The organism is Paenibacillus harenae DSM 16969 (genome assembly GCF_000422465.1).
Lineage (GTDB): Bacteria > Bacillota > Bacilli > Paenibacillales > Paenibacillaceae > Pristimantibacillus > Pristimantibacillus harenae.
The window spans coordinates 35,069-53,884 of the sequence record NZ_AULV01000017.1 but is presented as its reverse complement, the minus strand read 5'-3'; the positions used below and the strand labels follow the sequence as shown (position 1 = coordinate 53,884).

The 18,816-nt window shown below is 41.8% G+C and carries 15 protein-coding genes; 10 read left to right on the top strand and 5 right to left on the bottom strand.

The genetic code is table 11. The features are described from left to right. Positions 1-76: 76 nt before the first annotated feature. Positions 77-1,096 (bottom strand): glycosyltransferase family 2 protein, encoded by a 1,020-nt coding sequence (locus tag H581_RS0104980; protein ID WP_028609064.1) that lies wholly within the window; start codon positions 1,094-1,096, stop codon positions 77-79. Positions 1,097-1,115: 19 nt separating this feature from the next. Further along, the gene (locus H581_RS0104975; RefSeq protein WP_028609063.1) at positions 1,116-2,804 is read right to left on the bottom strand and encodes a DUF6044 family protein; all 1,689 of its coding nucleotides are present in this window, start codon (positions 2,802-2,804) and stop codon (positions 1,116-1,118) included. 241 nt (positions 2,805-3,045) lie between these two features. On the opposite strand from H581_RS0104975, the gene H581_RS0104970 reads away from it, so the two are divergent. The 3 genes from H581_RS0104970 (at position 3,046) to H581_RS0104950 (ending at position 5,809) form a co-directional block, all read left to right on the top strand. Further along, positions 3,046-3,426 (top strand): hypothetical protein, encoded by a 381-nt coding sequence (locus H581_RS0104970; RefSeq protein WP_156889501.1) that lies wholly within the window; start codon positions 3,046-3,048, stop codon positions 3,424-3,426. Between the two features lie 358 nt (positions 3,427-3,784). After that, the gene (locus H581_RS0104965) at positions 3,785-4,231 is read left to right on the top strand and encodes a VOC family protein (RefSeq protein ID WP_169507460.1); all 447 of its coding nucleotides are present in this window, start codon (positions 3,785-3,787) and stop codon (positions 4,229-4,231) included. A 1,320-nt stretch (positions 4,232-5,551) separates the two neighbouring features. Continuing rightward, positions 5,552-5,809: a hypothetical protein gene (locus H581_RS0104950; protein ID WP_028609059.1), complete on the top strand. Its 258-nt coding sequence runs from the start codon at positions 5,552-5,554 to the stop codon at positions 5,807-5,809. A 231-nt stretch (positions 5,810-6,040) separates the two neighbouring features. Here H581_RS0104950 and H581_RS0104945 read toward each other — a convergent pair whose 3' ends face one another. Next, complete coding sequence (locus H581_RS0104945; RefSeq protein WP_028609058.1) at positions 6,041-6,898, bottom strand: SDR family NAD(P)-dependent oxidoreductase; 858 nt, start codon at positions 6,896-6,898, stop codon at positions 6,041-6,043. A gap of 175 nt (positions 6,899-7,073) precedes the next feature. On the opposite strand from H581_RS0104945, the gene H581_RS0104940 reads away from it, so the two are divergent. The 3 genes from H581_RS0104940 to H581_RS0104930 all read left to right on the top strand — a co-directional run bounded on the left by H581_RS0104940 (position 7,074) and on the right by H581_RS0104930 (position 9,430). Beyond that, complete coding sequence (locus H581_RS0104940) at positions 7,074-7,562, top strand: MerR family transcriptional regulator (RefSeq protein WP_028609057.1); 489 nt, start codon at positions 7,074-7,076, stop codon at positions 7,560-7,562. A 215-nt stretch (positions 7,563-7,777) separates the two neighbouring features. Then, the gene (locus H581_RS0104935; protein WP_028609056.1) at positions 7,778-8,386 is read left to right on the top strand and encodes a TetR/AcrR family transcriptional regulator; all 609 of its coding nucleotides are present in this window, start codon (positions 7,778-7,780) and stop codon (positions 8,384-8,386) included. Between the two features lie 93 nt (positions 8,387-8,479). Beyond that, complete coding sequence (locus H581_RS0104930) at positions 8,480-9,430, top strand: SDR family NAD(P)-dependent oxidoreductase (RefSeq protein ID WP_028609055.1); 951 nt, start codon at positions 8,480-8,482, stop codon at positions 9,428-9,430. Positions 9,431-9,755: 325 nt separating this feature from the next. Here the strand turns inward: H581_RS0104930 and H581_RS0104925 are convergent, their stop codons facing one another. After that, entirely contained in the window at positions 9,756-11,351 is a 1,596-nt protein-coding gene (locus tag H581_RS0104925; RefSeq protein ID WP_028609054.1) for a response regulator transcription factor, read from the bottom strand. Beyond that, positions 11,344-13,155 carry a cache domain-containing sensor histidine kinase gene (locus H581_RS0104920; protein ID WP_169507454.1) on the bottom strand — a complete coding sequence of 604 codons (1,812 nt, stop codon included), beginning with the start codon at positions 13,153-13,155 and terminating at the stop codon, positions 11,344-11,346. The genes H581_RS0104925 and H581_RS0104920 overlap by 8 nt, the downstream gene beginning before the upstream one ends. A gap of 187 nt (positions 13,156-13,342) precedes the next feature. Between H581_RS0104920 and H581_RS0104915 the strand changes: the two genes are divergently transcribed. The 4 genes from H581_RS0104915 (at position 13,343) to H581_RS0104900 (ending at position 18,804) form a co-directional block, all read left to right on the top strand. Beyond that, the gene (locus H581_RS0104915; protein WP_028609052.1) at positions 13,343-14,665 is read left to right on the top strand and encodes an ABC transporter substrate-binding protein; all 1,323 of its coding nucleotides are present in this window, start codon (positions 13,343-13,345) and stop codon (positions 14,663-14,665) included. 184 nt (positions 14,666-14,849) lie between these two features. Continuing rightward, positions 14,850-16,019 carry a sialidase family protein gene (locus H581_RS33075; protein WP_051250467.1) on the top strand — a complete coding sequence of 390 codons (1,170 nt, stop codon included), beginning with the start codon at positions 14,850-14,852 and terminating at the stop codon, positions 16,017-16,019. Positions 16,020-16,079: 60 nt separating this feature from the next. Next, a complete protein-coding gene (locus H581_RS0104905) occupies positions 16,080-17,783 on the top strand; it encodes an extracellular solute-binding protein (RefSeq protein ID WP_028609051.1) in 1,704 nt (567 codons plus the stop codon). A 49-nt stretch (positions 17,784-17,832) separates the two neighbouring features. Beyond that, positions 17,833-18,804 carry an ABC transporter permease gene (locus H581_RS0104900; protein WP_028609050.1) on the top strand — a complete coding sequence of 324 codons (972 nt, stop codon included), beginning with the start codon at positions 17,833-17,835 and terminating at the stop codon, positions 18,802-18,804. The last annotated feature ends 12 nt before the right edge of the window (positions 18,805-18,816 follow it).

Below are 18,816 nucleotides of genomic sequence, written 5' to 3'. Positions count from 1 at the left end.
CCGATATACCGGTGATGGTATTTAAGACACCAACTAACAAAAAACGGACTAGACGTTTCAGCATGGGGAATCCCTCTCATTTAACCGGTCGAGGGGATCTTAACGGCAATAATCGAGGGCTTGCCTCTTTATCGGATTGAAATGCTCTGGAATACAAATCAAGCTCGACAGCATATTTCGGCCTTCGTTTGACTTCAATAAATATTTTTCCGATATATTCGCCCATAATGCCCATTCCCAGCAGTTGAAGCCCACCCAGAAACCAAATGGAAAGCATTATCGATGTCCAACCCGCGTGAGTGTCTCCGTTCCACTTCTGGATCAGCGTATAGAAACCGGCAGCGATACTTACCAGCAGCAAACCAAAACCAAGACAGGTTACCATACGGACAGGGGCTACACTGAACGAAGCGATGCCATCCATTGCAAAAGAGAGCATTTTCCGGAGGTTGTACTTGGAAGAACCGGCCAATCGCTCTTTTCGGTCATAATATACTTTTGCTGACGGATAACCGATCAACGGCACGATGCCCCTGAGGAAAAGATTGCTTTCGTCATAGCGGCTTAATTCCATAATCGCACGTTTGGACATTAATCGAAAATCCGCGTGATTGGGGACCAGGCGAACTCCCAGCCGGGTCATGAGACGGTAGTAAGCATTAGCGGTATTGCGTTTAAACCACGTGTCGGTTTTGCGGGCAGCGCGAACGCCGTAGACGATATCGAAACCTTCGTGATATAAGAGCACAAAGTCGCGGATGACCTTGATATCATCCTGCAAATCAGCGTCGATTGAGACCACGCAGTCAGACTTGGCGCAAGCGGCTTCCAAACCTGCGAGCAAAGCTTTCTGATGGCCTACATTTCGTGCCAATTTCAAACCTGTGACATACGGATGTTTAGCGTTCTCCGTGGAGATCATCGACCATGTTCGGTCCTTGCTGCCATCATCCACAAACAATATTTTACTTTCAGGAGCGACCAGGTTTTCCTTCATTAACTCGTTTAAAACTTCCCGAAGCTGCCGGAAAGTATCTACAAGCACTTCCTCTTCGTTATAACAAGGAACGACAATGGTGAGAATCATTGGTTTCATAAATCCGGCAACCTCCTTATTAAAGCGCCTCATAAACATAAATCCGCCAGGCAGACTGCTCATGATCAAAGATCCCTACCGGCTTTAAACCGTTTTCTTCGAGATTCAAAATAGGAACCGCCGAGAAGAAATAACGGCCTCCCATTTCTTTGAAAACGTGGGTATTCAGTTCGATATGTTGTACTTGTTTCTTGCTGGTCTTACGGTAATCGTATTTGTGACCGACTTCGTCTGCAAAAATATAGCAGCGTCCGCCCCAATAATCGAAATACTTTTTAAAAAAGGCGTTCTTATCCAGTTCTTTTGCTATTATTTTACGAAATTGGTGTTTGTATGCCAGAGGGTAAAAATTGTTATAGGTGTCCAATGTGTAAAATCCGTTATACTGCGCAACCGCTGGGTGAAGGCCGATACTTGCAATCCGATAGCTTCCTTGGGGAAGCCCGATCGCCTGACGGATTGCAGCAAATTGTTCGACCGCATAAAATTGACGAAAAGTTGGCGAGTTAAGCTTTCGGTATACGATTTCATCGTTTGCTTTGAAAAGTACGATCAATTGCAAAGATAAGGCTCCGATAACAATCCATTTATAGAAACGATGTATTTTCCAAAGAATCAAACAAGCTAGGGCAAATCCGACATATATGATAAGCGGACGAAGAAAGTGAAAGCGTGCGAAATTGAAGGTGGTCAGAATGCTGAACTGTTCTTTCAGCGGCTGCCACCATTTATTGAACCAGAAGGCGTACCATGCCGAAAGCGCAAAATTGATTCCAAGCAGCTGAAGAAAGTATCGTGCTGTTCGGTCACGAAGGCGCAGTACAACAATAAGGCCGAATACAAAGAGGGTAAGCGGTAAAATGACCTTTGTATGGACTGTCGCGACATGGTTGTGGCCATGTATGAAATTTTGAAACGTATGTTTAATGCTTTGTTTTACATTAAAGTAGGAATTAAAAAACTCGTTGCGGCTGGTCGGTTCCCCGGTTAAAACGAGAGACGACAAAAGCCGGTAATCCACCAGAAGAAAAACGGCGGTCATGAAGGCGATGCTGCCCAGGAAAACAGGGTTGAAATTCCTTTTGATGATGAAGTCGCGAAGCCAAAGTACGCTGACCCCAACCAAAAAGAAAAAAAAGCCAAGAACCAGATTGGAGTACAACGGCAAAAGGCCGAGCGTTACCCATTCCCGCCATGTATGCCGGTGAGCCCGGATGTTCAGAAAGGCCCACAATGCCAAAGGCTGCCCCATTGTGCTGAGCATTCCTGACGGCCAGAACGGAGTTAAAGCAAACGCGAGCGAAACAAACACACGGATAGGCCATGTATCGCGCTCTTTGACCAGATGCGTTCTGAGCAGCAGGTACATGCCGATAAATGCGAATATCCGGGTGACGGTTTGACTTATCGCATACGCCAGCATAGACGGAAACAAGGCATGAAGCAGCACGATGCCGCTGAATTCCGTACCAAATGCATTTCGAGGCAACCCGTTAATGACTTGATCTACTTTGGCGTTCAGAGTTCCGAACCATTCACCGCTTCGAACAAGAACCCGGTACCAGGCAATATTCGAATCGAGGTTGTCATGCACCCGGATGTGGGCATCTTCTCCAAGGATAAACAGCGGCGAGACATATAGAGCGATTAAGGAACAGGCAAACACAATTGCCAAGGATTCGGCGTGCGACTTCTTTACAAGGCTCATGGTCCCTCCGTAAAAATGTAAGATTTAGCTTGAGCTGTTATTATTCCTCGCTTTATGGGAAACATTCCAAATCTTATGAACGCCGCGTAAAGATGCCTATTCTTTTATATATAAACGATAACCTATACGTATAGCGGCGATGGAACATATTCTGTGATAAATGTCCTCTCTTGACCAAAGAAAGAAAGGAAGGATTATGAATATGCGGCGAAAACGTAACAGGAAAAAAGGGGCCGTCAAGTTGGCTTATCTACAACCTGAAGTCTCTCAAGCTCACTCCGAAGAGATGCCTTCGGCCCCTTATCTGAATCATGATGCGGTTCCCGGGCTATTCGGACCGACTGTAGATACTCCTCTTGCTTCAAGAAGAAATTCATTTCAGGGCATGTTCTCTACGATCAATGGAATGGGCGGCTTAGATGGAATAATGTCGACAATCGGTAAAGTTCAAAAAATGATTGGCGTATTTCAGCAAATTAAACCCATATTTAGTCTGTTCAGTGCATTTGGAGGAGCCAAAGCAGTAACAAAGGGAATTGTACGAGGTCACAATACAAGAAAGCGTGTTTCTGACGGCAAGATCCGGAAGAGGAAACATAAAATGAATATCAGAAAATCATGAGCGGGAACTCAATATGCTTTACGAAGTTCTATTTGGAAATTTGAAGATACAAAATGGCGGATGATATTTCATCAGGGGACACCAATTCCGTTGCAGGGTACGTTAATATAATTTGATGAGGTCCTTGATAATCAAGGGCCTTTTGTTTTGTATATAGGTTGGAACTGTAATCCTGAGACTTCCAGTTACTACAACATTGGTTGTTGAATAGCAGGATTGTGGGATTTTTTAACGAATAAATAAATTCTATAGAAAACGGCACGGAAGCGAGACGGGATTGTACTGAAAACGCAAGTGAGAATGATGTAATTCACAACGAAAAATAGCTATTTTAAAAAAAAGGAGAATGTAGAATATGTTGAGCAAAAAAACGAATGATGCGGATGTGAGCGGTTACTGTTGCATGAGATTTCCAGTCACGGATTTGAAAACGTCGGTGGATTTTTATTGCAATGTGCTGGGCTATGAATTGAATTCGGCAGATTTTCAGTTTGGAGAGGCACATGTTGCGTTGAAAAATGGAAACGGTCCGGGTATTTTTTTGATGGAAACCAAACCGGAAGATGTCACACAATTGAAGTTTGTATTTCCACGCTCATTCTTTATTACAAGCAGCACGGGGCACGTGACGATGATTGAGATGTTAACGAATGATTTGCTTGCTTTACATGAACGGATTAAACAAGCCGGAGCCCATATCGATAAAGAACCTGTATTTACTAATCATTTCGGTTATTTCACCTTTTATGATCCGGACGGGCACTATATTCGGGCGGTCGAAGAGAAGACGTGTATTTCGACTTGAAACAAAGAAGGATAGTCATCCGTTATGGTTGGAAATTGGAGAGAAAATGGCATTAGTCTCAAAGAAATGCTTAGACTCGGAAATATCATACGGATACCTTCCAATAAACAGAAGGAGCGCTTTGGGTATGCAGATCAAATGGTATGGCCATTCCTAACTATCGAGCAGAAAGAAAATAATTGTAATGTGGGGTAAGAATAATGAACAATGAGTATCGGACTCCAAGACTCCTAGAACAAATAATACATTGGGAGTGGGAGTTTTCCCATGAAGTAGAGTATTTGGAGAAATGATTTTGGTCTTGTAAAAGACTTGGATGAAGCACCTGTGATCCGAATCTCACCCATGGATTCGGATTGCGTTCGGCTTGTTGCTCGGAATTTGTATGACTTTTTCTCTTTACATTTCTTCGACGAATGGATAGTACTGAACGAATATTCAAGTGAAGAGGCATATGTTGAGAGTGTTCGTAAAGAAGAAGCCCAAGATCTAAATTCCGAATGGTTTGATCATGACCGATGGCGACGAGAGAAAAAGAAGGTGTTAAGCAAGATTCAGGAGGAATTCAATTTAGCTCCTATACCGAACCCTGTACGATACCTTCAGGACATTCGTTTTGAACGGAGTTTACGGATTACAACTTTGACTGAGAACTCTCTAGGTATAGTACATCTTTCGCCAAGAATACCTCATGACAAAGGGGCATTTCTCGCATCAATTCGGAATTTACAACATACCGCCTGTTCTGACAAAATCATAGTTGAACGCCATGCGAATGAACTTCTCCAATTGGGAATGATCCATGAGTCAGAGTCGTTACTCGCTCGCTTGTTAAACTCCCACGGTACGATATGATTTTCTCGCGAATGCTCGCTTATTCGCAGGATTTTGCCCGGTTGGTTAAGGATGAATGATGAAGAGGGGCACACAAAAAAGGAAATGTCCTTTAACGGAACATTTCCTTTTTTGCTATCCAAATAATCTCTTCCAATGCTTCTCTCTGAATTGGCTTACAGCGCGATACGCTTTTACGATCCGATCAATAGCTTCTTTAAAAGCAACATGTTGGCTTGCAAGGCTTAGGGGTTATTTCCTTATTTATTGGAACTCATGAGCTGCTGTTAGCTGATGCGCGAAAGTTTAGAGACCGGGCTAAAAAGAACGAATGAAGTACGATTGTTGAAAAAACAAAAGCGAGGCGGCCGACAGCAAAGATTTGGCCGTCTCGCTCCGCTAATGGAGTACTAAGCCTAAAAATCTAGGTACTCCATGCTTACATTGTGAAATCCTGCGAGTTATACGTAGATTGAGGTGGGATAAATGGCTCAGTTCCAGGTTATTCAAACATGGAAGACGGGAGATGCTTTTATCATCAAAGGTATCTTGTTGGAGGGACAAATACGTAACGGAATGGAAATTTATGTAGCCTTTAACAGCTCCCTTCAGATGACTGGCAGTATAATGGATATTAAGAAAATCAATGAACTTTATCATATTTCGATTGGATGCTCAGATAAAGATGAGATAGAACTATGGGAAATGTTGAATTTGAATGGCAATGTATTAAAAATTTGCTAGTCATGATTAAGCTATCGGATACTATAGTTTTCTTGCTTTGACTACAAAAGTTACAGGAAGCATCTTTGCTTTTTTTGCAAAACAAGTTCTTGTCCTAAATCAATGACAAGAACTCGGTTACTTTGCCGAAAATGACAAGAACTTGCACACTTATCCGATTAGATGATTGTCTAATCTAAAGTTATTCTACATCGGCAGACTGTTAACGGGTAGGTTAATACAGCCGTAAGTTTAAAAATTACGTTGCAAAAATTCGTGTTCATAAATCGCTTGAATCCTTTCCAAAACGTTCCGCGCCTGGTCTTTAAATTTTAATCCCGCAACCTGACCTTTCAGCAAATACACGCCAGTTTTATTCCGGTGTTCCCCGAGAGCCCCTTCATACAGCTTGTTGGCGCCGTGAGTAGGCGGTGAGAAAAATAGCTTCATTAATACTTCAATCAAAAGGGGCAGTCCGGATTGTTTCCCTTTTCTTAGCGTATTGTTGCTACCTGGGTCAACGCTGCGGATCTTGATGTCGTCCTTGGCAAGCTGCGTCGCGATGGCCTGAGTCCACAGCGAAAGAGCTAGCTTTGAGGTGGCGTAAGGACCAAGCAGCTTGCGGAAGGTTTTGGGACGTTCCAGGATATCGATAGTAAACTCTTTCGTAAATTTTAGCGCTGAAGATGAGGTGTTGATCACCGTTTTTAAGTGACCAATTTTTAGGAGTTCCTTCAACTCCATCAGAATAATATATGGAACGACCGTTAACAGCTCATAATGCTTCTCGCGTCCTTGTTTCGAATAGCTCAGCTTGGGAAAGGACCCTCCGGCGTTATTGAACAAAATATCGATCCGCTGCTCCTTGCTTTTGATCTCTTCCAAAGTACGTCTCAAGCTGGCATAATCGGCAAGATCATCTGTTTTATAAATTCGAAGCGATCCACTCTTGACCGCATGTTGGATGCTCATATCGTCTGCCGGAAAGTCGGAACGGTTCAAAGCAACCACCTGCCAGTCCTCCGACAGCAATTTCCGGGTTAATTCCAACCCGATCCCGGCGCTTGCGCCTGTAATCAATGCGATATGTTCACTTGGGTTCTTGTTCATTGTGCATCTCCTCCTGATATCGGGATATTTACCCTGATAGCGCACATTCTATAACTTGAAGTCGACTCCAAGTCAAGGCGCGAAAACAAAGTTTTTTCCTAAAGATAAGAGACTTGACTTGGAGCCAGCTCCAAGATGTATAATGCACAAAAAACAATCTCCGGGAGGGAACAGGATGAAGGAAGAGCAATCCTATACGATAAAGCAAACCGCCGAGCAAACCGGAATTACTGAGGATACGATCCGTTATTACGAAAAGATCGCGCTGCTGCCTCGTGCAGAGCGGAAGGAAAACGGGCACCGCATCTACCGAAAGGAGGACATCAATACGATCCGGCTGATAGCATGCCTGAAAAAAACGGGGATGCCGCTAGAGGAAATGCGGCCTTTTTTGGCAGTCTCCGCCGATACTGATCCCGCAGAATATCCCGAACTGGTGGAACTTTTAACGAGCCACCGGAAAAATATTGTCAGCCAAATCGCCTCGTTACAGCAGGTCGTCGATTTTATCGACATGAAGTTGGAGGAGGGGAGATACCGACGGGACTGCTTGGATGTAGATCTAGACGGCTTATTAGAGAAAAGGATGGGAGAACCGAAACCAAAGTCCGTCTCACCCGTTGAGTTGAGTTATTTTTCCGTGTCGGCCAAAGCGGGCAGATAAGCTCGCAATAAGCGGTTACTTCCTCGCATAAACTGCTGCAGTCCGTAGAGCTAACGGGACAAGTTAGTTCAAGGCACCATGTAGCAGTTGCATCGGCAGCTGCTCAATTTTTTCATTACGTTAATGGGCAGTATAATGTGGAAAGTTGAGGGGGCTTATCTTTGTGATATAATTATTTACATGTTTTATCAATAAAGGACAGGGAGGGATCAAAGATGGATATTACGCTAAATTCAGTTTCCGGCGAATCCCGCGGTCGGCCACGAAGTAACGAGGTTCATCGCAGCATTTTGGATGCAACATTGTCCTTGCTCACCGAGTACGGCGTCGAGAAACTAAGCATCGAAATGATCGCTCAACGTGCAGGTGTCGGGAAAAGCTCAATCTACCGAAGGTGGAACAATAAGGAAGATCTGATTGTTGAGGCACTCGAACAAATAAAACCTGAGTTCAAAGCGTCTGCAGAAGGCGATCTTAACGAGGTCTTATACGAACTTGCGCGTAATTTTGCTCAGCAAATGAATACTCCACTGGGAAAGCAGATGCTCTCGCTGCTGATTTCAACCATATCCGGTAGTTCCCAAATATCCGAATCGTTCTGGGAAAATCATTCTCTTCCTAAGACCAAAGAAATCTCAACTATTATTGCGCAACACCGTTCTACAGAGAAGCTAAGCGATAAGGTCAATGTTGACCTGGTCTCAGATCTTTTGATTGGCTTTGTTATGTATCAATTGTTGTTTAAGCCCCCATCCACGGATTTGGATGCTTCCCTAAAACAAGGAATAGAGCTGGTCGTAAACGGCATGAGAGAACCCAATTAAGGACCTTGCGAAGATGAGCAAGGTTTTTTTATTTGACATATACGATACGATAACGTATCGTATTGTATATAACAAAGACTGGAGATGATAATTATGAAGAAAGCCAAGAAAACCGTCATTATTACAGGAGGAAATACGGGACTCGGTTTTGAAACAGCCCAAGTTATTGCTAGTGCTTCACATGAATGGCATGTCATAATTGCTACACGCAGTCAACATAAAGGCAACGAAGCAGCTAATGAGTTGATCCGGATTACCGGAAATACTAATATCTCAGCGATGGTTTTGGACTTATCCTCGAGTTCATCCATTCATCACTTTATCGAGCAGTTTTCAAAGGTGGGGCTTCCTCCACTTCAAGCCATTGTCTGCAATGCCGGTACTCAATTTGTGCAAGGTACACAAATGACTGCCGATGGTATTGAAGCCACTTTTGGCGTGAATCATCTCGGTCACTTCATGCTTGTGCGGTTATTGCTAAATCACCTTCAAGAAAACGGACGTATCGTCGTCGTAAGTAGCGATACTCATGATATCAGCAAGAAAACCGGCATGCCAGCTCCTCGTTACACAAGTCCCGCCATGTTGGCTGATCCTGTTCAATCTGATAGGCTGCTAGGTAATCTGTCTGATTTAGCAAAAGGCCAGGTTCGCTACACCACTTCCAAGCTCTGTAATCTGTATTTTGCTTACGAGTTGTCCCGTCAAATTCAGCAATCCAAACGTTCCATCTCGGTGGCGGCATTTAATCCCGGTATGATGCCTGGCAAAGGATCAGCCCTCACGAGGGATTATAGTCCTCTGTTACGATTTATGTGGAATAATATCATGCCGCTTTTGCGTTTCGTTCGCTCCAGTGTTCGGACAACCAAACAATCCGGAAATGATCTTGCAAACCTTGTTCTTAGGGGCTCTGTACAGAGTGGAACATATTGGGACGGACCTAAAGAGGCAGCATCGTCCGAGGAATCGTACAATAAGGAGCATGCAATTGAGCTTTGGAAGTGGAGTTCTGAAAAGCTTAACTTAAAATTACAGGTCTAGTCGGGGTAAAGGAAGCTATTGAATAAAAGTAAGCAACAACCAGGGGGCAGATCGCCGCGGCAGCTGCTTCCTGCATGTTCTCCGATGACGATTTTGAGCTGTAGCAATGAGATTCTTAATCGAGGAATTAAGTGTAGTATGATATGCTCCTTTTGAAAGGAAGTGAATGATATAGCCTTGAAATATGGATATGAAACTCAGAATCATTTTCGCGAGCATTTCAAAATCTGCATGGATGGAAACGGGATGCTTTTCAAGTTTTTGGGTTAGAGGATTTGCACGATTGCTCCTAAGAAGTCATTTCCTGCACACTTCTAACGAGTCTTTAAGATTGATCTCCGTTACGAAATCTGTTTGGACTATAACCTGTATATTTTTTGAAAATCCGGCTGAAATGCTCTTGATTTGCGTAGCCGACAGCCTCACTAACCTCTTGTATGGTAAGCGAATCTTTCTTTAGTAGTTCCTTGGCCTTTTCAATTCGAATTTTTCTTAGATAACTAATGAAGGTTTCCCCAGTACTTGAAAATAGACGACTTAAATAGGAGTCGCTGACCTGAATATACTCACTGACTGATTTTAAGCTAAGATCTCGATAATAATTGCTTCTTACGTATTCTTTTACCATATTTATTTTTGAAGTTGAATGTGTGAGGCTTTCTTGGATTTGTTTGTAAATGTCTAATAATTTCAATTTGATATAACGATGAATTTCTTCAATTGTCTCGAATTGGTCCATTACTTCAATGATAGTTAAATCATTGTCATCGACAGATATCTCATTTCTTTGTAAAAAGCCGACCGTCTTCAAAAAAATAGAGAGGTAAGTATTGAGGACTTTTTTCATATCGGACTGAGATTTCAAAACCATATAAATCGAACTTAAAGAATCCTGGATCCTATTTACATCCAAATTCATCATGGCATCCATTAAATCTCTTTCATGTTGGAGCAGCGTGGTCTCGTTATAATTTTCCAAAGGCATAGCCTTTATCAAATTTTGTTGAAAGTAAATGTTACCCTTGCCGTTAACAATTTTAAGATTATTTGCCGCAACTGCTTGTCTATATAGCATAGGGATCTTGTCATATCCATTATCGACGTCGCTAATTCCTATCGTGAGAGAAACATTTAATAACATGCCGCAAGCATATTTAACGTTGCTCAAGAAACGTCCAACTTTTTGCAAAACGCTTGCTGTGCTATTTTCATTTACAAACCCGCTTATAAAAGCATATTTTGACTTTTCTATGCGAACAACTTCACCCAGGTTGTATTCCTCTGTTTTTTGCAAAAGTAATTGATATACGGATTCGATGATAGTAGCAAAAGTAAGCGCATCCAAGTTGTTTTCTAATGTTTTATAATTGTCTATAGTTAAAGCCGCAACCGTTATATTAACTTTTGGAATATTCATATTTAAATTTTCTAATTGACTTTCAAAATCTGATTGAATATTTCTTATTACGTTATTCTCAAGAAAATTTTGTTTATAATATTGGATTGACTTCTGGGTGATTTGATGATGTTTTTTGTTTGAATCACCATGATGATTAGCTTTTTTGAATAAGGAGAGGAGTGTGTTGAAATCCATTTCGGATTTTAATACATAATCCTGAATCCCAAGTTGGAAGGCTTCCCTTACAAATTTAAAATCATTGAACGAACTCAATACGATGATTGGAATGAATGTATTTGAACATCTTATCTCGCGAATGAGCTCGAGTCCGTTCATTTTAGGCATACTAATATCAGTAAGAATCAGATCAATCCCATTGTCGTCATTTTGAAATTTTTCAAGTGCATCAGCTCCATGATAGGCTTCGCAAGCGATTTCAAATCTATGTGATTCCCAATTCCCAAGAGATTTAATGGCAAGCCTAATAAGGGGTTCATCATCAACAAGTAAAATTCTATACATTTAGATCACCCTCCGATGTAATCATATCTCGAGTAATTGCCGGAAGGATTAGTTTCATTTGTGTTCCTGATTCTTCATCACTATAAATTTCCAAGCCATATTCCTCGCCAAAGTTGAGTTTTATTCTTTTATTTACATTGTGAATTCCAATGTGATTGAAACCTGAATTTTTTTCATTGTGATGTTTAAGAAGTGTTTCAATTTGACTTTTTGTCATACCTACACCATCGTCATTTACGGATAGCTCGAGATAAGGGCCATTCCTCTTGGCATTTACATGAATATTTAACTTTTTATAGATATCGCCCATTCCATGAAGAATGGAGTTTTCTACCAATGGCTGTAGAAGAAGTCTGAGAATATAAAGTTCTTGAGCTGAAGGTTCTATTGCGAGTATGACTTCAAATCGATCGCCATATCTTAATTTCATTATATCAGCATAACTGCTCAGGGTGTTAAACTCTTCTTCTATGGATGTATACATGCCACCTTTGGAGAGGGTATTAACAAGCAGAGTTGATAAGGAAGCCGTCATTTTTTTGATATGCTGCGCACCGTAAAAATCAGCCATCATCGAAATCGAATTGAGAGTGTTTAGCAAAAAATGCGGGTTCACTTGATATTGAAGGGCCTGAAGTTCCAACTGCAGCTTTTCATCTTTTTCAAGGTCTATCCTTAGAATTAAAAGATTAATGTGTTCCACCATTTTGTTGAATTTCTTGTAGAGCTTCGCAACTTCATCATAGCCGGAAAGTTGTAACCGTCCTTTGAAGTTATTCTCTTCCAAGCTGGACATATGATGAATTAATTTATGGATTGGGCGAAGCAGCGTACGGTATATCGAGGTGAAAAATACAATCATGAATACCAGCAAGATAAAACTAAAAGCAGTAACAACGACTGAAATGACCTGATTAATATTTTGGGTAAGCTCGTTTAATGAAGTTGTGTTGATCACTTTCCATCTGGTGGATGGAACTGTATAATACGTCATCAATAACTGATCTTTATTTGATTTGTAGATTTGCCACCCGTAGTTATTTGTGAAAAAATGCATACTTTTCTTGATAGGTTCAACTAGATCGTCTTTGGAATAAACAATATCCCCAGACTCCGAAAGGATATCCAGTCTGCCGACTTGACTGAGCTGAAGGCCAAAAAACTCTTTTTCAAAAGCGGTGTCTTTAAACGTAATGAATACAAGCTCTACCTCGTTGTCTTCCGTATATTGATGATTATAGACTAATGTGGCAATGGCAAGTGATTGCTCGCCACTGTGAACATTTGTAAAAAGCGAATCATTGACCTTGCCTAGAACACGAAGATGTTCGTTATGGCGTACCATTTCCTGATACCATGATGATAATTTTATAGGGGAAGGTTCAAATGCATAGCGATTATGGAAGGAATAGTATTGATTATCTTTATAAACAAAAGTAATCCCGGTGAGATCTATGGTGTAGTTGAATAAATAGTTTAAATCACTGTCAATTTGTTGGCGAAGAGCTAATCGATCGGCCTCGTTAGTCAATGTTCGGAGTATATTCACTCGATCGATAATGCTTTTCGGTCCATTATAAGTACTATTTTCATTCGTAATGCTAGAAGCTGTAAGGATATGCCTCAAAATATTGTCATCGATTTTTTTGGCTATTTGTTCAGTTAACTGCAGATTTTTATTCGTATTATTCGTAATTAACGTATTGACTTCATTTCGATAAATATAGACGCCGGAAAGTATTAATGGAATGGGGATAAATATAAGAAAAATGGTAACGAACTTAACAATAACCCATTTTTTCATAAGACGTACCATCTGTTATCCCTCCGTTGCTACTAAGTATCAAAATGTTATCATACTCATAAATTAATATACAAGGTAATGATAGATTAAAAATGTTATAAGATCATATAATTCTAATTATTATCAGGGTACAATAAGAACGAGGCGTTATTGAAAGCGCTATCTAAGACGGCACGGAGGGTATCTGATGGCGAGATTATTAACAAAAAAGGGGATAGGCCTTGTCTTAGTAGGAATTCTATCAATCATGATTGTTTTAACGGGATGTGGAAGCGGCAGCAATCGTACAAACTCCTATGTAAGCAGTAATTCAAATGAGAAAGTAACCTTAAGTGTTGCCATTTTGGCAGAGGATTTGGATTATTGGAAAAAGACGACTCAATCGGATTCTTTTAAAAAACTTTTGCCCAGTGTGACTCTGGATCTCCAATCCTTTAAAGATATAGAATCGTTGTACAAATCATTAATGGTAAGGCAGTCAGCCAATGAAATGCCGGATTTATTCTATGTTAAGCCATATAAAGTGATTGACCTGAAGGACTCGTTATATGTTTGGGATAAGAGTGACCCTCTGGTACAAATGAATAAGGCTGTTGACTCGATTAATGAGCTCAAAGCGGGAGACGGGAAATATTACGGTTTGCCAATGAAGGGATTTGGGGAATGGGTTTTCTATAGCAAATCCATCTTTTCCGAATTGGGTTTAACGATACCAAAAACTTGGGATCAGTTCGTAAGCACTGCCAAAGCTATTGAAGATAGCGGGAAGTATCAGGGGTTGGCGCTCGGAGGAAAAGATACTTGGCCGCAATATCCATTTGCAGCCTATCTAGGAACTGTTTCATTTAACGATCCCAATACGGATAACGAAGCAGCTATGATGGATACGCCATTTAGTCCAGACGGCCACTATTATAAGGCTTTTGAGATGGTAGAACAGCTTTATAAATCGGGTGCTGTCGGAAAGTCGCCGCTAAGTATCGGATATCCTGAAGCGGAACGGATGTTTGCTAATAAACAGGCGGGTATGATGGCTATCGGCCAGTACTATTATACGGACTTCCTGACGATGGGCGGGGATATAAAAGACCTGGGGCTGTTCCCGTTACCGGTAGTGCTTGACCCGAATGAAACGAACAGACAAGTGTATAATATTGATCTTCCTTTCTGTATTTCCAAGGATAGCAAGCATATTGATGTCGCAAAGAAAGTGATTGAATGGTATTTTAGCCCTGAAGTTTACAAGCCCTATCTTGAAGAAAGAGCCATGAGCTCGACCATCAAAGGAATTGATCCGCAAAATATTTTTACAGATGCAAGCAAGCAATATAATGCGCAGCCGTTCTTTCCGAAAGCTGGGGAAGCGAATTTTGTAAAATTGCAAAAAGAAACCAAATGGGATCCTACAGTGGTTGGCGCACTAATGTTGGCTGGAAAAGATTTTCGTCCCATTTTTGAAGACCTGAATAAGAAATGGACAGCTGCAAGACAGAAATTTGGTATGAAATAGGATGAACAAAATGTAAGTTTTGCTGAAGAATGCTGTGTCAACTGCGCAGCATTCTTTTTATGTCTAAAGAGTGACGTAAGCATGACAAAAAATATCATTTAATCACAATTTATATCATGTGACCTATATCATAAAGCAGTTAGAATAAGTCCTGTAAGCGATATCAACACATAGGGGGAGAGAAATGAAACTAAAAGTTGTTTTGATGACATGCGCTGCAGCGTTAATCTGCGTTGGCGTTGTAGCCATCAGGTTCTACTTCTCTGATGACGATCCTGTCTTTGCAGAGTTTGGACCCTCCGTCATGTACACCACGCCGTCTGGTGATCCGGGACCCGGCGCGCTTTACGGCAGAGCGCTTCGACTGCAGCACTCCAAATCCGCCAACGGCACCATGCTAGCCACGTTCGAGCAGTATGTAAACGGCACACCGAGCTTTCCGATCTTTCAAAGCACTGATGATGGAAAAACGTGGGAGCAGATTTCCAGTGTGACCGATCAGGTGAACGGCTGGGGGATGCGCTGGCAGCCCCAATTGTACGAGCTGCCGCAGGCAATCGGCGATATGCCGGAGGGTACGATTCTGTGCGCAGGGAATTCTATTCCTTCAGACTATTCCAAGTCGAAGCTCGATCTCTATATGAGCACGGATCACGGCAAGACATGGTCGTTCGTCAGCTCGATCGCTTCCGGCGGACAGCCGAAATCGGAAAACGGTTACACGCCGGTTTGGGAACCGTTCCTGTTAGTGGCGGACAACAAGCTGATCGTTTACTATGCCGATCAACGCGACCCCCGGTATGGCCAAAAGAACGTGCATCAAACATCTGCGGACGGAGTAAACTGGGGGCCTGTCGTCGACGATGTGACATCCCCATTGTACATCGACCGTCCGGGAATGCCCGTAGTCGCGCAAATGGGGAATGGAAACTACATCATGACTTACGAGGTTTGCGGTTCAGAACATTGTAAGATTTCTTACAAGATCTCGCCGGATCCGGAAAACTTCGGCTCGGTAAAAGGAACCAGATTAATTGCGGAAGACGGTACGAGCCCAGAAAGCTCATCGTATGTGGTATGGCTCCCGACGGGAGGTGCAAACGGAACGTTGGCCGTCACCGCTTTTTCAGATGAGTCACTGTTCCTGAATACGCAAAACGGTGAGGGATCCTGGACCAAAATCAAATCCAACGCGGAGATTGGTTACAGCCGTGGACTTGTACCCATGCCCGACGGGCATTCGGTGTTCGTCATCTCAGGCGGCCCGCACCCGCTTGGCACAGACAGAGCCAATTCGGTTACGTACGGGATCGTCGATTTGAAGGGCGGCGTTTCGGATGGCGGGGGGCAGTAAACCAGTTTATGCGCATTTCATGTTGGATAATTCGAAATTAATTTCAATGGAGGATAAATCATGAAAAAGTTAAGTTTATTGCTCATCTTGCTATGTGTTGTAACCGCTTTTAGTTTGTCAGGATGCCAAGCTCAGACTAAAACTTCAAACGCTAACCAGGCAACGGAGGACACAGCAAAAGCAGCAGAGGAAACGGCCGAGCCGGTTACCCTGAATTGGTTTTCCGATGTAAGCTTCTGGAATCCGCCAATGACCTGGAGTTCGGATCCTAATACCTTTATGGGTATAATCACCAAAAAGACCGGGGTTAAATTTTCAATGAATATCCCGCCCCAGGATGGAGCTACCAAATTAAGCTTGATGCTGGTATCGGGAGATATTCCGGATGTCATTACTGTAGCCGACCCGGGTAATGCAACCAATATCATTTCCAAATTGGTTAAATCGGGAAAAATGTGGAATTTGGAAGAGTTGATAAAGAAATACGACCCGAATTCTCACTTGTTGACAGATTTCCCGAATGATATCAAAAAAGCGTTGATAAACCGTGATGGTGGCTGGTATGCTTTCCCAAGCCATATATCTTCAGATGATTTGAGAAAAACGTACCCGCCTTCAAGCCAATACTATATAGATCGTAATAAATATCAATTCAACGATACCATCATGGTAAACGGCAAGCTTTTGGAACAAGCAGGAATTGAGCTTGGCAGCCTAAGCACCGAACAAGGTTTGCTTGACGCTCTTGAGAAAATCAAGGACTCGAATTTAAAAGTAAACGGCGCAGATGTTATACCTCTTCTGGTGGATGGCAAGAACTATTGGGATACAACGATGAGGTCAATCACCAGCCAGTTTGGCGGAATGAATGTAGATAAAAATGGTAATTATCGGGATTTGATTTATTCATCAGGATACAAGCATGCACTTGAATTTCTTAATAAAAGTGTAAATGAGGGATTTATTGACCCGAGTGATTTAACTATGGATACAAATGCAACAGCTGCTGCAATTGTAACCGGCCGTGTATTTGCATTTTGGGGAAATACTGCAAATACCCACTATGCCGATATCCAAACGAATCAGCCTTACTGGCAATCACCTGCTCCTGTTCTTTCAAGTACCGGTGCAAAACCTGTATTTGGTAAGCATTATAGTCCTTCAGTAGGCTGGATGCAGACATTTATCTCCAAAACGACAAAGGAACCGGAGAAAGCGATTAAATGGCTGAGCTATATGTCAAGTAACGAAGGTTTGTACGATAGCAATGGAATTGAGGGCATTAATTATATATTGGATAAAAATGGAATGATTGATGTAACAGATGAGGGAGCTAAGAATGATCATACAAAAACCGGTTTCTGGGCATATTGGCCATTCTCTAACACATCATGGGAAAATCATGTGTTCGAGGCGCCTACTGATCAGTTAGGACCTGGCGGACTAATGGATACTGCAGTTACGACAGCCTTTGCAAGGTCTGAGAAAACAGTCATATTTGATAATTCAGCTCTTGATGTTCCGCCGGGATACATCCAGTCAAAAGGACTAGGAAATCAGGAAACTGAAATCAGGAATTTCGTACAAGCCGAGATTGCAAAAATTATTACGGCAAAGGATTTGTCAGAGGTAGATGCGCTTTATAATAACATGGTAAAAAAGGCAACCTCAATGGGGTTGGATAAAATTGACGAAGCAAAAGATGCACTCATGAAACAGCAAAGCAAGGAAATGGGTATACCTATGATGGGTATAAACGAGTAAGAGTGATACTATTTATGCCGCCGGCAACGGCGGCGGAATGGAGATTCATATGTATGACAAAACGGTTGATAAGCCCTTACTATTAAATAATGAAAAAAAGAAAACATTTAAGCTTGGTCATGATTTTCGTACCCAATTTGAACTTGGCATCATGCTTTGGCCTTCCATATTGCATATTTTTATATTTGTCATTATCCCGCTATTTGGCTATATCATTGCATTTAAAGATTATGATCCGGTTAGTGGGGTAGCGGGCATATTTTCGAGTGCGTGGAACGGTTGGAATAATTTTATGATCATGTTTAACAGCTATGATTTTATTCCTATGCTAAGGAATACAATCGGCATGAATCTTTTGGCATCTTTTGTGAGTATACCGGTAACTCTATTTTTCGCTTTATTCTTAAATGAAATTACGAGCAGTAAATTCAAATCTTTCGTTCAAACGGCTACTTATTTGCCGCATTTTATATCATGGGTTATTTATGGCGGGTTATTTGTGACGCTTTTAAGATCTGACGGCGCCGTAAATTATATTTTGAAGCAATTGCATTTAGTTAATAAACCCATTCCATTTCTCTCCGACCCTTCATTTTTTTGGGGGATTGCTACTGTAACCTCACTTTTGAAGGATCTCGGGTGGGGAGCGATATTATACCTTGCAGCGATAGCGGGAGTTGATATGGCCCTTTATGAATCAGCAACAATTGATGGCGCCGGCCGGTTTAAAAAAATGTTTTATATCACAATACCGTGTATAAAGCCTACATTGATGATTATGATCATATTTGCTGTAAGCGGCATACTGAACAATAATTTTACCCAGATTTACGTATTTCAAAATTCATTGAACCTTCCGACAAGTCAGGTAATCGATACGTATGTTTATCAGTTCGGCTTACAGCAGCTTCAATTTAATGTGGCGACTGCAATACAATTGATGAAATCGGTTTTTGCTCTAATCCTTCTCTGGGGGGCAAATTCATTATCGAAGAAAATGACGCAATCGGGCCTATTCTAAGGAGGAAAATCA